At 70.8% G+C, this 14,557-nt stretch carries 9 protein-coding genes; 3 read left to right on the top strand and 6 right to left on the bottom strand.

The annotated features are described in order from the left end of the window. Window positions 1-5 precede the first annotated feature (5 nt). Together ACIRDX_RS15080 and ACIRDX_RS15075 are read right to left on the bottom strand one after the other, a co-directional pair. The gene (locus tag ACIRDX_RS15080) at window positions 6-2,435 is read right to left on the bottom strand and encodes an IPT/TIG domain-containing protein (RefSeq protein WP_396626262.1); all 2,430 of its coding nucleotides are present in this window, start codon (window positions 2,433-2,435) and stop codon (window positions 6-8) included. Between the two features lie 168 nt (window positions 2,436-2,603). After that, the gene (locus tag ACIRDX_RS15075; protein ID WP_396626261.1) at window positions 2,604-5,549 is read right to left on the bottom strand and encodes an IPT/TIG domain-containing protein; all 2,946 of its coding nucleotides are present in this window, start codon (window positions 5,547-5,549) and stop codon (window positions 2,604-2,606) included. 287 nt (window positions 5,550-5,836) lie between these two features. Here ACIRDX_RS15075 and ACIRDX_RS15070 point away from each other — a divergent pair, with 287 nt between their 5' ends. Beyond that, window positions 5,837-6,670, top strand: a complete 834-nt coding sequence (locus tag ACIRDX_RS15070; protein WP_396626260.1) for a DUF4097 family beta strand repeat-containing protein — start codon at window positions 5,837-5,839, stop codon at window positions 6,668-6,670. Here the strand turns inward: ACIRDX_RS15070 and ACIRDX_RS15065 are convergent. The 3 genes from ACIRDX_RS15065 to ACIRDX_RS15055 are packed head-to-tail and all read right to left on the bottom strand — an operon-like array spanning window position 6,615 to window position 10,734. After that, window positions 6,615-7,598: a DUF3810 family protein gene (locus tag ACIRDX_RS15065; protein WP_396626259.1), complete on the bottom strand. Its 984-nt coding sequence runs from the start codon at window positions 7,596-7,598 to the stop codon at window positions 6,615-6,617. The genes ACIRDX_RS15070 and ACIRDX_RS15065 overlap by 56 nt on opposite strands. Before the next feature lie 35 nt (window positions 7,599-7,633). Next, entirely contained in the window at window positions 7,634-8,977 is a 1,344-nt protein-coding gene (locus ACIRDX_RS15060) for an NAD(P)/FAD-dependent oxidoreductase (protein ID WP_396626258.1), read from the bottom strand. Beyond that, window positions 8,974-10,734: an amidohydrolase family protein gene (locus ACIRDX_RS15055; RefSeq protein WP_396626257.1), complete on the bottom strand. Its 1,761-nt coding sequence runs from the start codon at window positions 10,732-10,734 to the stop codon at window positions 8,974-8,976. Before ACIRDX_RS15055 ends, ACIRDX_RS15060 begins: the two co-directional genes overlap by 4 nt. 41 nt (window positions 10,735-10,775) lie before the next feature. Here ACIRDX_RS15055 and ACIRDX_RS15050 point away from each other — a divergent pair, with 41 nt between their 5' ends. Continuing rightward, window positions 10,776-12,848, top strand: a complete 2,073-nt coding sequence (locus tag ACIRDX_RS15050) for a molybdopterin-dependent oxidoreductase (RefSeq protein ID WP_396626256.1) — start codon at window positions 10,776-10,778, stop codon at window positions 12,846-12,848. Between the two features lie 18 nt (window positions 12,849-12,866). Here ACIRDX_RS15050 and ACIRDX_RS15045 read toward each other — a convergent pair whose 3' ends face one another. Beyond that, window positions 12,867-13,412 (bottom strand): protein-disulfide reductase DsbD domain-containing protein, encoded by a 546-nt coding sequence (locus ACIRDX_RS15045; RefSeq protein WP_396626255.1) that lies wholly within the window; start codon window positions 13,410-13,412, stop codon window positions 12,867-12,869. A gap of 230 nt (window positions 13,413-13,642) precedes the next feature. Here ACIRDX_RS15045 and ACIRDX_RS15040 point away from each other — a divergent pair. Continuing rightward, window positions 13,643-14,557 (top strand): HD-GYP domain-containing protein (locus ACIRDX_RS15040; protein ID WP_396626254.1); only part of this gene is annotated, 915 nt, incomplete at its 3' end.

Raw genomic sequence — 14,557 nt, 5'->3', positions numbered from 1 at the left:
ATGACCTACGGCAGCGGCATCGCGACGGCGTTGGTGCCAGCGGCCCACGTGGTGGTCGCGGTGCTCGAGTACGAGGCCCGCTCCACCACCAGCGGCGCCGTGCCGGTGGCGCTTTCCACCAGGACGCTGAACCGCGTCCCGGCCGCCTCGGGGAACGTGCTGGCCACATCCAGTGAGTACCGCCCGTTGGCCGTCACCGTGTCCTGCACCGTGCGCCCCACCCCCGTCTCGGTCAGCAGCGTGAACCTGACGCCCGTCGCCGCCGCCGATGTGTTGGCCACCAGCACGTAGGTGCTCGCCTGGCCGACCCCGCCCGCCTCGCCATCGGCCACCAGCCAGCGCGGCGCGGTCGTCGTGGTGCCGCGGCTGTTGTGCGCCTCGACCCACTCACCCGCCGCATCGGCCCGCCACCACATCGACCGCTCCACCACTACCGGCGTCGCCGTCAGGCTCTCCACCACGATGCTCACCTCGGCGTTGGCCAGCTCGGCGTGCTCCTGGTCCACCCACAGCGTCAGGCGGCTCAGGGCCGGGGCGCTGTAGCTCTTGACGATGGGCGCCTTGCCGGCGCGCAGGTAGCTGACGCGCAGTTGCGCAGGCGCCGTGTTGGGATTGGCGATGAGGACGAACTCGTCGAACGTCCCGCCGGTCGCACCTTCGGCCAGGAACCACCGCAGGGCCGGGGCCTCCACCGCCGCGCTGTTGTGGCCGGCCGAGAACAGCTCGCTGCCGTTGTTGCGGTACATCGACCGCTCCACCACCACCGGCACGTTGTTGAGCGACGTGATGGAGGCCGACATCTCGGCGGCGTCCAGCGCCGGGTCGTCCTTGTTCACCCAGATGTTGGTGCGCGACAGCGGCGCCACCGGGTGGATCTTCTCGATGCGCTGCCCGGTCGAGAGCAGGTACTGCACCTTGACGTCCGCCGCCGTGGTCGTCGGGTTCTGCAGCAGGTAGAAGGTGTTGAACCCGGCAATCGTCGCGCCCTCGGCCAACACCCAGGACGTGCGCGGCGCCGCGACGCCGATCTCGCTGTGCGCGCCGTAGGCCGGCCCACCGGCCGCCCACGTCATCGTCCGCTCCACGCCGATCACCTTCGGCGCCTCGAACGCCGTCGCAAAGGCCTCGCTGGCCAGCGCCGGGCGATTGCGCTCGTCGATCGTCAGCCGTGAACGCGCCGGCAGCGTCACCTGCAGCGGCGTCACCACGCCCTGCGTGTCGGTGAAGGTCACCGTCACCGGCACCGCCTCCTCGTGCGGGTTGGCCAGTGCGAAGCGCGTCTGGAAGAACGTCCCCGCCGCCCCTTCCGCGAAGTAGCGGGTGAACGGCGCTGCCGGGTCGACATAGGTGTACGCGTTGACGGCGGTGACCGTGATTCCGTCGCTGTTCCTGACCAGCACGCTGGCGGGCCCGGCCGGACGCGCCGGCGCACGGACCGTCAGCATGTCGGCAGCGCGAGTGAGGACGGTCGCCGTCGCACCGCCAATGGTGACGCTGCTGCTCGCGAAGCCGCTACCGATGATGGTCACGGTGTTGCCGCCGGCCATCGGCCCGGTAGCGGGCAGCACGTTCGTGATGGCCGGGCCACCCGCGACGTAGGTGTACGCACTGGCCTTCCACGCCAACTGCGAGTCGGGGTTGGTCACGGTCACGCCGACCACGGCCGCAGCATGCGCAGGCATCTGCACCACGAGGCGCGTCGCGGTCACCGACAGCACCTGCGCCACCAGGGCGTTGATCGACACGCTCGCCCCCGCGCTGAAGTTGGTGCCGTCGATCGTCACTTCGGTGCCGCCCGCCGCAGGCCCCCGTGAGGGCGTCACGGTGGTCACCGTGGGCGCAGCCGCACGGTAGGTAAACGCGTTGGGCACCTCGACGCCGTTCCCATCGGGATTGACGACCGAGATGGACACGATGCCCTGGGCGCCGGCCGGCGTACGGGCGACCAGCCGCGTGGTCGTCACGCTCGACACCGCCGCCGCCGTGCTGCCGAACCGCACGACGACACCGTTGGCGAAATTGGAGCCGGTGATGACGACATCGGTGCCGCCGGAGGTCGGCCCGAACGCGGGGCCGAAGCTGCTCACCGTGGGCTGGGTCGGAGGCGTGACGGTGCCCGCAACCACGACCCGCACCTCGTTGGAGTAGCCGCTGTACAGGTTCGCGGCGTTGAACGCCCGGACCGCGAAGTAGTAGGTGCCGGCCGGGAGATTGGTGAACTCGTGGGTCACGGCCGACGGGGCCAGCGTCACCGACGTGGTGTAGGTGCCAGGGGCGGTGCCATAGGCGAGCACGTACCCGGCGAGGTCGGCTTCGGTATTCGCATCCCAGGACAGGCGCACATTGCCGGCAAGCGCATGGCCGACCTGCACCCAGAGGAGGAGGGCCATCACGAGCAGGGTGTGCACGAGCGGGGAGCGGGTCCGGCAATCCACGCCCCCACTCAGGGCAACGGCCGTGCCCCGAGGCTGGACTCATGAATCACGAGAAATACTGAGTGAATTCGAGAGTGTCGTCGCTCGAGCGGAGCCCAGGGCGTCCCGGCGATTACAGAACTGTCGGTCGCCTTACGGAATGCACCTGCGTGAGCGAGTTCACTGCGTTCACGGCAGCGGCATCGCGACGGCATTGGTGCCAGCGGCCCACGTGGTGGTCGCGGTGCTCGAGTACGAGGCCCGCTCCACCACCAGCGGCGCCGTGCCGGTCGCGCTTTCCACCAGGACGCTGAACCGCGTCCCGGCTGCCTCGGGGAACGTGCTGGCCACATCCAGTGAGTACCGCCCGTTGGCCGTCACCGTGTCCTGCACCGTGCGCCCCACCCCCGTCTCGGTCAGCAGCGTGAACCTGACGCCCGTCGCCGCCGCCGATGTGTTGGCCACCAGCACGTAGGTGCTCGCCTGGCCGACCCCGCCCGCCTCGCCATCGGCCACCAGCCAGCGCGGCGCGGTCGTCGTGGTGCCGCGGCTGTTGTGCGCCTCGACCCACTCACCCGCCGCATCGGCCCGCCACCACATCGACCGCTCCACCACTACCGGCGTCGCCGTCAGGCTCTCCACCACGATGCTCACCTCGGCGTTGGCCAGCTCGGCGTGCTCCTGGTCCACCCACAGCGTCAGGCGGCTCAGGGCCGGGGCGCTGTAGCTCTTGACGATGGGCGCCTTGCCGGCGCGCAGGTAGCTGACGCGCAGTTGCGCAGGCGCCGTGTTGGGATTGGCGATGAGGACGAACTCGTCGAACGTCCCGCCGGTCGCACCTTCGGCCAGGAACCACCGCAGGGCCGGGGCCTCCACCGCCGCGCTGTTGTGGCCGGCCGAGAACAGCTCGCTGCCGTTGTTGCGGTACATCGACCGCTCCACCACCACCGGCACGTTGTTGAGCGACGTGATGGAGGCCGACATCTCGGCGGCGTCCAGCGCCGGGTCGTCCTTGTTCACCCAGATGTTGGTGCGCGACAGCGGCGCCACCGGGTGGATCTTCTCGATGCGCTGCCCGGTCGAGAGCAGGTACTGCACCTTGACGTCCGCCGCCGTGGTCGTCGGGTTCTGCAGCAGGTAGAAGGTGTTGAACCCGGCAATCGTCGCGCCCTCGGCCAACACCCAGGACGTGCGCGGCGCCGCGACGCCGATCTCGCTGTGCGCGCCGTAGGCCGGCCCACCGGCCGCCCACGTCATCGTCCGCTCCACGCCGATCACCTTCGGCGCCTCGAACGCCGTCGCAAAGGCCTCGCTGGCCAGCGCCGGGCGATTGCGCTCGTCGATCGTCAGCCGCGAACGCGCCGGCAGCGTCACCTGCAGCGGCGTCGCCACGCCCTGCGTGTCGGTGAAGGTCACCGTCACCGGCACCGCCTCCTCGTGCGGGTTGGCCAGTGCGAAGCGCGTCTGGAAGAACGCCCCCGCCGCCCCTTCCGCGAAATAGCGGGTGAAGGTCGTGTCCCTGGCCGGGTCCTCGTACGTGAAGCCGGAGGGCGCCACGGTCGACTCGCCCCTGGCGGTCACGACTGCCACGCCCACCGGACCGGCGGCGTGCGCCGGTGTCTCGGCGGTCACGACGGTGTCGCTCGCCGACAGGATCCTCGCCGCGCGCCCATCGAGGGACACGGTCGGCTGCGTTCCGAAGCGCAGGCCGGTGATGGTGATCACGGTGCCGCCGTCCACCGAGCCCTTCGCCGGGGTCACCGTGGAGATCACCGGTGTGGTGTCGTCGTAGGTGTAGCCGTTGACCGCGGTGGCACTCTGTCCGTCGGCATTGCGCACGAGGACGCTCACCGCCCCGCTCGCGTGCGCAGGAGAAGTCACCACCAGCGTGTCGCTCGCGAGCGATGTGACCACCGCGGCCACGCCGTCGAACAGCACTGCGGCCCCGGCCGCGAAGGCCGACCCGCTGATCGTGACCGAGGTGCCGCCGTCGGTCGGGCCGTGCGTCGGTGCCACTGCCGAGATCGATGGCGCGACGCTGACGTACGTGTACACGGCCGGCACCCAGGCCAGTTGCGCGTCGGGGTTGGTCACCGTGAAGCCAACCGCCGCGGGCGCGTGCGCCGGCATGCGGACCACCAGCCGGTTGGGCGTCACCGTCAGCACGGTCGCCGGCAAGGCATCCACCGACACGGTGACTCCTGGCTCGAAGTCGGCGCCGTCGATCTGGACGTCGGTCCCGCCCGTGGTCGTCCCCGTCTTCGGCAGGACCGTCGTGACGCGCGGCGCGGGGCCACGGTACGAGAACGCCGAGGGGACCTGCACGCCGTTGCCGTCAGGGTTCACCACGCTGATGGCCACCACGCCTCGGGCCTGGGCCGGGGTGCGCGCCACGAGGCGCGTGGTCGTGACGCTCGAGACCACGGCGGGAAGCGCGCCGAAGCGCACGACCACGCCATTCTGGAAGTTGGTGCCGGTGATGACGACATCGGTGCCACCCGAGGTCGGTCCGATCGCCGGGGCGAAGCTGGTCACGGTCGGTCCGTTGGGCGACACGTACGTGAAGGCTGACGCACGGGTGGCCACCCCTCCGTCAGGATTGGTCACACTCAGTGCCACCGTGGCCGCCGAGGCAGCAGGCGTCAGCACCGTGATGGACGTCGAGGTCTGCCCGACGACCGTTGCCGCCGTCCCACCGAACGCGACGGTGGCGCCCGTCAGGAAGCCCGAGCCGGACACGACGACCTGCGTGCCACCCGACGAGGGCCCGTTCGAAGGGGTCACGGCTGTGACGGCGGGCGTGGAGCGGGGCGTGGTGACGGTGACCACCACCTCATTCGAGTAGCCGCTGTACAGACCAGCCAGGTTGAAGGCCCGGACCGCGAAGTAGTACGTGCCGTCGGCAAGGCCGGCCACGTCCTGGGTGACGGTCGAGGCGGGCACCGTCACGGACTGGCTGTAGGTGCCGGGCGCCGTCCCCCACACGAGCATGTAGCCGGCGAGGTCTGGTTCGATGTTGGCGTCCCAGGCGAGACGAACGGAACCGGCGGCGGCGTGTGGAACCTGCGCGACGAGCAGGAGGCACAACGCCAGGAGGGAGCGGCGGAGGTGGCTGGCGAGGCCCGGACGAACCATGCCCCGTGCTTGGGCACGGCGCATGCCCTTCCATCCACGCCCGAGTTCAAGCAGAAATGCGCCGGAATCGCGCGGATCCGCCTGGAATCGCTTGTGAACAGGTTCACAAGCGAATGACGTTTTCGTAATCGAACATGCGAAACTTAGTTGTCAACCACTATGGATAGTGCCGTCGCGTACTGAACACACTTTCGATAGCGTCGAGCGGGCGCGCTTTTGTCGGCTCTCCCGGGCCACAACGGGAACCTCGAGCCACCGTTGACGTAAGGGTGTTGCAGGAGTCCGCCATGAAACTGCCTTCGCGTGCCCCGTGGGTCGGTGCCCTGCTTCCCTTCGCGTTGCTGTCGGGAGGCTGTGAGTTGATGATCGCGGGTCCGCGCGCCCAGGCCTCCGACCGATGGGAGAAGACCTACCCCGTCACGGCCGGAGCCAGGCTGGAGATCGAGAACACCAACGGCGCCATCCAGGTCTCCACCCATGACGCCCCGTCGTTCGAGGTCGTGGCGCACCGGACGGCCCGGGCGATGAACGAGCAGGCCGCTCGCGAGTTGCTCGAGCGGACGCGGCTCGAGCAAAGTGCGACCGCCGACCTGGTCCGGCTCGTGACGCCCCGGTCGCAGGGGTTCCCCAAGGGCCAGCAGGTGGATGTGCGGTACGAAGTGCGCGTCCCCGCCAGCGCGGCCGTCACGCTCACGACCGTCAACGGGCGCGTGGAGGTGGCCGGGGTCAGCGGCCCCGTCGCGCTCGAGACCGTCAACGGCGGCATCGAGGCACGCGCCATTCGCACGCTCACGAAAGCCGAGACGGTCAACGGCAGCGTCTCGCTGGACCTCGAAGGACTGCCGGCGCCCGGGACGCAGATCGAGACCGTCAACGGCAGCGTCACGGTGTCGTTGCCGTCGAGCGCCTCGGCCGACGTCTCGGTCCGCACGGTCAATGGCGGCATCACGGTCGACGGCTTCGCGCAGGTGCAGGACGGCGAGCGCCGGCGCCGGCACTACGACGGCAAGTTGAACGGCGGTGGTGCGGCCCTTCGTGTCGAGACCGTGAACGGCGGCGTGACCCTCACGGGGACGGGCGGGGCGGCCACGGCGACGGCGGCCGGCGCAGGGACCCGTTGACGAGGTCGCCGACCCCGACGAGCACACGCGCGACGGCGTCGTAGCGCGCGACGCCCTCCCCCACCCGGTTCGCCTTCAGGAAACGGTCGTAGGTCTGCCATGCCACCAGGCGGACCCACGGCTGCTGTTCCGACAGACGCGCGGCGATCGCACGAAGGTCGGCCCTCGGCCCATCGTCAAGGCGAGCCAAGACCCGCTGGCGGCGTGCCCCGTCCAGGCCGGTCAGGATGTGCGGCAGCACGGCCAGGGCGCTGCTGTACTGCATCGCTGGCCCTCCCCGCTGGCAGGCCAACCAGGCCACGACGCTGGCATCCGCCTCGTCGGCGAATCCGGCCAGGTGCGCGTACTCGTGCGCCGCAAGTGCCGGCAACTCCATCGGCAACACCCGGCTGTTCAGGATCACCTCCAGCCCGAAGGGGTTGGTCATCCCGTCGATCCCGGCGGTCCTGAAATAGAGATCGAGCATCGTCTGGCGGGGCGTCGGCAACCACGGGCTGGCACCGCCACCGACCTGCGGCAGCGCGTCGGCCAGCAGCGGCCCGAGCAACGCCGGCAGGTCCCTGCGCGACGGCCACCCGGCCCCGTGTGCTGACGCGTGCAGGGCATTGGCCTGCGCCACGAGCGCGGCCGCCACCTGCTCACCCCGGTCAGGCGTGACCTCGGCTGCCGTGAGCGCCAGTCGCGCCTCCAGCGTCGGTACCTGGTAGTGCCACCCCCAGGCCAGCAGGAAGATGAGCCACCCTCCGGCCACGATGCCCAGGCCGAACCACAGTGACGCGGGACGCAGAATCGCGAGGCGCCGCGTCCACACGAGCCAGGCCAGGCCGGCCACGAGGACGACCAGGCACACATCGAGGCAGGCGACCGGCAGGCGGGCGCTGAGGCGAGACACCGTCGGCTGCAGCGCCGCGTACCCACGTCGCCACACGGCGAGCGCCGGGGCGGGCAGGCGCGTCAGGAGCGTCAGCGCGGCGAGGGCGACGAGGACGGCGGCACCGATGGCCCGACGGGATCCTGTCCGGTGATCAGCCGGATGCCGCGTTGGTGCGTGAGGTAAGCCCATGCCCACTGGACGAGGACGGCGATCCGGTTACGGAAGCCCGTCAGTTTGAGGATGTGGATGAACAACCAGAGCCACCAGGCGAAGGCCCCGGAGAACCGCCAGCGCCCGCCGAAGTCCGCGATGGCCGAGTGACGCCCGATGGTCGCGAGGTTGCCGAGGTCGTGGTACCTGAACGGCCGGGCGGGCTGGTTGCCGAAGCGCCGCAGGATGTTCTCCACGGCGTGCTCGCCCTGCTGCATCGCCACCTGTGCCACACCCGGCAGCACCTGGCCGTCCTGCTCGACGTGCGCCAGGTCGCCCACGACGTACACCACATCGCACCCGGGGATGGTCAGGTCGGGGCGCACGATCACGCGGCCGACCCGGTCGACCTCGACGCCCAGGGTGCGGCCCAGCGGCGAGGCTGCGACGCCGGCGGCCCACAGCACGGTGGACGCCTCGATCCGGCTCCCGTCAGCCAGCGTGACGCCGTGCGGATCGATCGCGGTGACTGGCGACTGCTTGCGGACCTTCACGCCGAGCCGCGTCAGCGACGCCTCCGCGCGCTGCTGCAAATCCTTGGGAAACGCCCCCAGGATGCGCGGCCCGGCTTCGACGAGGAGCACCTGCGCGCAACTGGTGTCGATCGACCGGAAGTCGCGGCCGATCGAATGATTGGCCAGTTCGGCCAGCGCCCCGGCGAGTTCCACGCCGGTTGGACCGCCGCCGACGATGACGAACGTCAGCGCCCGCGTCCGCGCCTCGGCGTCGGGCGTCCGCTCCGCCTCCTCGAAGGCCAGCAGCAGGTGGCGGCGAATGAGGCCCGCGTCCTCGAGGGTCTTGAGTCCCGGGGCGTGCGCCTGCCACTCGTCGTGCCCGAAGTAGGCATGGGTGGCGCCGGTGGCGAGGATGAGCGCGTCGAAGGACAGCTGCCCGATGTCGAGGTGCAGCACGCGCGCCGCCGCGTCGATGCGCTGCGCCTCGCCGAGCAGCACCTGCACGTTCTGCTGGCGCCGCAGGATCCATCGGATGGGCGAGGCGATGTCGCCCGGCGACAGGCCCGCCGTCGCCACCTGGTAGAGCAGCGGCTGGAACACGTGGTGATTGCGTCGGTCCACGAGCACGACGTCGACGTCGGCCCAGCGGAGCGCTCGCGCCGCCTGAAGGCCGCCAAAGCCGCCACCCACGATCACCACCCGCCGGCGCCCCGCCGTGGTCCGGACCGCGACGTGTGCATCTCCCGGCCGGGCGGCCTGCACCGTCATGGCGTCGCTCCTGCCGGCAGCGAGGCCGGCGGCGTGGCGCGCACCACGCCCGGCCCGAGCAGGCCTCGCCCGGCGCGCTGGCCGGTGAGCCGCCCGTCCCGGACGGTCACCACCCCGTTGACCACCACGGCCCTCACGCCCTCGGGGTATTGCCGCGGGCGGTCGAAGGTGGCTCGATCACGAACCGTCGCCGAGTCGAACACGACCAGGTCGGCGTACCAGCCCGGCCGTACCTGGCCGCGCTCGGCGATCCCCATCTGGGCGGCGGCGCCACTGGTCATCCGCCGAATCATCTCGGGCAGGGGGACGAGTTGCTCGTCACGCACGTACCGACCGAGCACGCGTGGAAACGATCCGAAGCCTCGCGGGTGCGGGCGCCCCACCGCCATCGGGCCGTCGGCCGGTTGCGCGGCCGAGTCGGTGCCGATGCTGACCCACGGCTGCCGCAGGACCTCGCGCACGTCGTCTTCGTGCATCAGGGCATAGAGGGCGGCCACGTGTCCCTCGTGCTCGATCAGCAGGTCGAAGAACACGTCCCAGGGATCGGTGCCGCGCTGGCGGGCGATCTCGGCGAGCGTCAGCCCGACCACCGAGCTGTCGCCCCCGTGGCGGACATCCGCGATGGTGACGCCGTCGAACCCGGCACTGCGCAGGAAGTTCTCCCAGCCGTCGTGCCCCTGCGTGATCTCGCGCCTGATGCGGGCGCGGGTCTGCGGCTCCGCGAGGCGGCGCAGCATCGCGGCATCGCCGCCGTCGTGGACCCAGTCGGGGAGCGACGCGTCGAGACTGGTGCCGGCGACGGGATACGGGTACGCCGTGGCCGAGACATCGAGTCCTCGGGCCCTGGCCTTCGCGATCCGCGCCACGATGGCGGGCATGGACTTCCACTTGGTGCGTGTCGCCACCTTCAGGTGGTACACGACGACGGGGATGTCGGCCTGCTCGGCGATGGCGATGGCCTCGTCCAGGGCGGTCTCGAGGCGATCGCCCTCACCTCGGATGTGCGAGACGTAGCGGCCGCCATGCACGGCGGCCGTGCGCGCCAGTGCGACGATCTCGTCCGTGCTCGCATACGAGCCGGGCGGATAAATCAGTGCGCTCGACAGGCCGAACGCGCCCTGGCGCATGGCCGAGTCGAGACGACGGCGCATCTCCTCGAGTTCCTCGGGACGCGCGGCGCGTTGCGAGGAGCCGACGACATCGACGCGCAACTGGTTCAGCGGCGCGAGCGTGCCCACGTTGACGGTGATGCCACGGGTGGCCAGGCGCGAGAGGAACCCGTCGACCCCGCTCCAGTCGAAGGCGATCCCCAGCCTCGACAGGAACGGCAGGTCGGCCGACCCGGCAATCCACAGCGCGGGGGTGTTGGCCTCGCCGATGATCTCGGACGTGATGCCCTGCAGGACGTGGCTCGCGCCCGCGCCATCCTCGAGCAACGTGCGGCCCGACTGCCCTTGCGTGTCGATGAAGCCCGGGGCGACGACCAGGCCGGTGGCGTCGATCGAGACGGCGGCCGTGCGCGTCGCCAGGTCGCCCAGGGCGGCGATGCGATCGCCCTGCACGCCGATGTCCGCACGCATCGCGGGCGTCCCCGTGCCGTCCAGCACCCAGCCGCCGCGCACGACGAGATCGAACTCGGGCGCCGTCGCGCCGCAACCGGCCAGGATGGCGAGCGAGAGCGCGACCGCGCACGTCGGCAGCGCGCGCCACGTCCGGCGGCGGCGATGCAACGCGTCGGCGGGAATGCACGTGATCACGGGTCGGGGGCACCCTCGCATGCTGTGCCAGAATACCGGCAGTGGCCGCCAATCCCCAGCGCCGAAGCCCGACTCTCGTCGAAACTGCCTGCCCACTCGACTGTCCCGACGCCTGCAGCCTGCGCGTCAGCGTCGAGCAGGGCCGCGTCGTTGCCGTCGATGCCGGACCGGCCAGCATCACGACGGGCATGTTCATCTGCGGCAAGGTGCGACGCTTCACCGAGCACCTCTACGGCGAGCAGCGGTTGCTCACGCCGGAGATCCGCGATGGCGCCAAGGGCCTCGGCAAGTTCAGGCGCGCCAGCTGGGAAGAGGCGATGTCGCTCATTGCCGAACGCCTCGGGCAGGCGCGTGACGAGTTCGGCGGCGAGTCGATCCTGCCCTACTCGTATGGCGGCTCCAATGGCTTCCTGACGCACCAGAGCACCGACGCCGACTTGTGGCGATCGCTCGGCGCCTCACGCCTCGCCCGCACGGTGTGCGCCGCGCCGACGGGCCTGGCCGCGCAGGCCATGTACGGCAAGATGGCCGGCGTCGCCTACGAGGACTACGCACACGCACGGCTCATCGTCGTGTGGGGCGCCAATCCCTCGGCCTCGGGCATCCACCTGGTGCCGTACATCAAGCAGGCCCGCGAGGCCGGCGCGACGCTGGTCGTGATCGACCCTCGCGCCACACCGCTGGCGCGCATGGCGCACCTCCACCTGCCGATTCGTCCGGGCACCGACCTGGTCCTCGCCCTCGGTCTCGCCCGCGCGCTGTTCGAGCGTGGCGCGGTCGACGAGGCGTTCCTGGCTCGGCAGGCCTCCGGTGTCGAGGCGTTCCGCGAGCGCGCCCGGCCCTGGACGCCGGATCGTGTCGCCGCCATCACCGGGCTCCCGGAGGCGGCCATCTCCCGACTCGCAGATCTCTACGCGACGATCCGCCCCTCGGTCCTCCGCTGCGGCTGGGGCCTCGAGCGCAACCGCAACGGCACCGAAGCCGTGCTGGCGGTCCTGGCGCTCCCGGCGCTGGTCAATGCCTTCGGCGTGAAGGGCGGGGGCTTCACGATGAGCAACAGCGCGGCCTGGGGCGTCGATGGCGAGCGGTGGCGCCGAACGCCCGAGCCGCCCACGCGCGTGATCAACATGAACCGGCTCGGCGAGGCGCTGGACCCCGCGACGACGCCGCCGGTGAAGGTGCTGTTCGTCTACAACAGCAACGCGCTGGTCACCTCGCCCGACATGAACCGGATCCAGCAGGGCCTGCAGCGCGACGACCTGTTCACGGTGGTCTTCGACCAGGTGCGCACCGACACGGCGCGCTTTGCCGACGTCATCCTGCCGGCCACCACGTTCCTCGAGCACTACGACATCACCCGCGGGTACGGCAACTACGCGATGCAACTCGTGAAGCCGGTGATCGAGCCCGTCGGGGAATCGCGCCCGAACGTGGTGGTGTTCAGCGAGCTGGCAGCCCGGCTCGGCGTCGGGCAGGACGAAGACGAGACCGACACGCTGTTGCGCGTGACGGCGGGCCTGCCCCGGGACCTCGCCCCCGACGTGATGGAACAGCTCGCGGTGCCGCCGCCGAGTGGCGCCCGGCCGGTGCAGATGATCGACGTGTTCCCGAACACGCCCGACGGCAAGATCCACCTCTACCCGGAGGCGCTGGCGGCACAGGGGCCGCTGTACAGCTACGAGGCCGATCCGGCGTCGCCCGAGTATCCGCTCGCCCTGATCTCGCCGGCCAGCGAGAAGACGGTGAGCTCCACGTTCGGCCAGCTCCGGACCAACGTGGCGCGCCTGCAGATCCACCCGGCCGACGCCGAAACGCGCGGCATCGCCGACGGCGACCCCGTGCGGGCGTTCAATGCCCTCGGCGACGTCCATTGCATCGCGCAGGTGACGCATCTGGTCGCGCGCGGGGTCGTGAGCCTGCCGAAGGGCCTCTGGCGCCAGAGCACGTTGAACGGTGAAACGGCCAACGCGCTCTCGCCAGCCACGCTGGAACGCCACTCGGGTGGCGCCTGCTTCAACGACGCACGCGTCGAGGTGGCCCGGATCGTCGGTGCGAGCTTCGGGACGTCGGACGTGAGCGTGTACGTGCCCGGGGCGCCCCGCGACGTGCACTGATGGCGGCGGGCGCCGCGCTCAGCGCGCCCGCACCTTCACCGTGAGACTGCGCTGCTCCGCGCGGTAGCAGACGCGGTCGTCGCAGGCCTGGTAGCGCAGGACGAGCGTGAGGGGCACCCCCTCGGCAGACGCCCGGATCTGCTCACGCAGCCGCCCCTTGACCGTGAACCCCCGCGTCACGACGAAGGGCTTCGTGTAGACGTTGGAGGTCTCCCCGGTCGGCGGGAAGATCGACAGCTCGGCGGCCGGGTAGGTGTGGCCGCCCCCCACGAGGTCGGCCCGCGGCTCGAACTCCAGGCGAAACGGCGCATAGCCTTCGGCATCGTGCGCGTAGATGTGCATGCGCGCACCGGGCGTGACGGCCAGGGTCACGCTGCCGGTGCCGTCGGCGCCGACGCGCGGTTCCCCGGTGACCTGCGCCTGCAGGTGTCGTGTCTGGACGACGCCCTCCGGGAGTTCCGGGTCGCCGGGCATCGCCGGCAGACGCGGCCCCGAGCGGGACTGGCCGATCACCACGAGGGGCGCCGAGAGGACCAGCAGGGCGCAGGCGAGCAGGACACGCATGGTTCGATTACACCACGGGCGTGAGCCAGGGAGCCCCCTGGTTACGAAACCGTCGCGTCACCGACGATTTCCGCGGCCCTTGCCAGGCGGACTGGCGCGGGGCGGCCTGATTCGACAGACGCACGAGCGGCATCGGAATTGCATCGGCATCTCCTGTGGCAACCCCGGCACACGCAGTCCGAGCAGCGGCCGACGGCCCCGAGGGGTCGGTGCGGGCGGCGTTCGGCCACGTGCGCCCCCTGTACATCCCGGTCCACCTCGACGGCCTGGTCATGGACTCGGTGGTCGACTTCCACCTCTACCTCCAGACCTCGCCGGGCCAGTTCATCCTGTTCCGCGGTCCGGACCTGGAGTTCACCGGCACGCACCACCAGCGGCTGCTGGCCAACAACGTCCAGACGCTCTGGCTGAAGGGCGACGAGCGCCGCCGCTACGAGCAGTACGTCGAGCGGCATCTCGACACCCTGCTGGCCAACCCGCAGATCGCCACACCGCGCAAGGTCGAGTTGCTGCAGTCGGCCGCCCAGACGACGCTCGAGTCGATCATGGTCGACCCTCGACACACCGAGGCGGTGCCGCGCACGCGGCGCATCGCCAACCAGACGGTGCAGCTGATCGTGCGGGAGAAGGAAGCCCTGGGGCACATGGCGGCCCTGATGGCGCGCGACTACGACACGGTGCGCCACTCGATGAACGTCAGCGTGTTCGCCACGGGCCTGGCCGTCGCCGCCGGGGTGAAGAACGCCAGCGACCTGCGCGACATCGCCCTTGGCGGCCTGCTGCACGACATCGGCAAGAGCGAGTTGCCCCGCGAGCTGATCGTGAAGCCGGGCGCCTACACGGAGGAGGAGATGGCGCTGATGCGCACGCACGTGGTGCGGGGCGAGGCCATCCTCCAGCAGGACGGGCGCATGGGATCGCTCGGCATGGTCGTCGTGTCGCAGCACCACGAACGACTCACGAGCCTGGGCTATCCCCGCGCACTCGAACCGCAGCACATCCACCTGTTCGGCCGCATCGCCGGCATCGCCGACGTGTACGACGCGATGACCAGCGACCGCAGCTACCAGCGCGCGATGAAGCCCGTGGATGCCCTCCACCTCATGACGACCCACCTGGCGTCGCACTTCGACCAGGAGCTCCTG

The organism is Luteitalea sp. (genome assembly GCF_044337415.1).
GTDB lineage: Bacteria > Acidobacteriota > Vicinamibacteria > Vicinamibacterales > Vicinamibacteraceae > Luteitalea.
The sequence above is the reverse complement of the archived record's forward strand: the minus strand, read 5'-3'. Positions and strand labels throughout refer to the sequence as shown.

Excerpts from the sequence above, each read along its gene's own strand:
- ACIRDX_RS15075 (WP_396626261.1), bottom strand. The coding sequence starts at position 5,549 with ATGGTTCGTCCGGGCCTCGCCAGCCACCTCCGCCGCTCCCTCCTGGCG.
- ACIRDX_RS15070 (WP_396626260.1), top strand. The coding sequence starts at position 5,837 with ATGAAACTGCCTTCGCGTGCCCCGTGGGTCGGTGCCCTGCTTCCCTTC.
- ACIRDX_RS15060 (WP_396626258.1), bottom strand. The coding sequence starts at position 8,977 with ATGACGGTGCAGGCCGCCCGGCCGGGAGATGCACACGTCGCGGTCCGG.
- ACIRDX_RS15045 (WP_396626255.1), bottom strand. The coding sequence starts at position 13,412 with ATGCGTGTCCTGCTCGCCTGCGCCCTGCTGGTCCTCTCGGCGCCCCTC.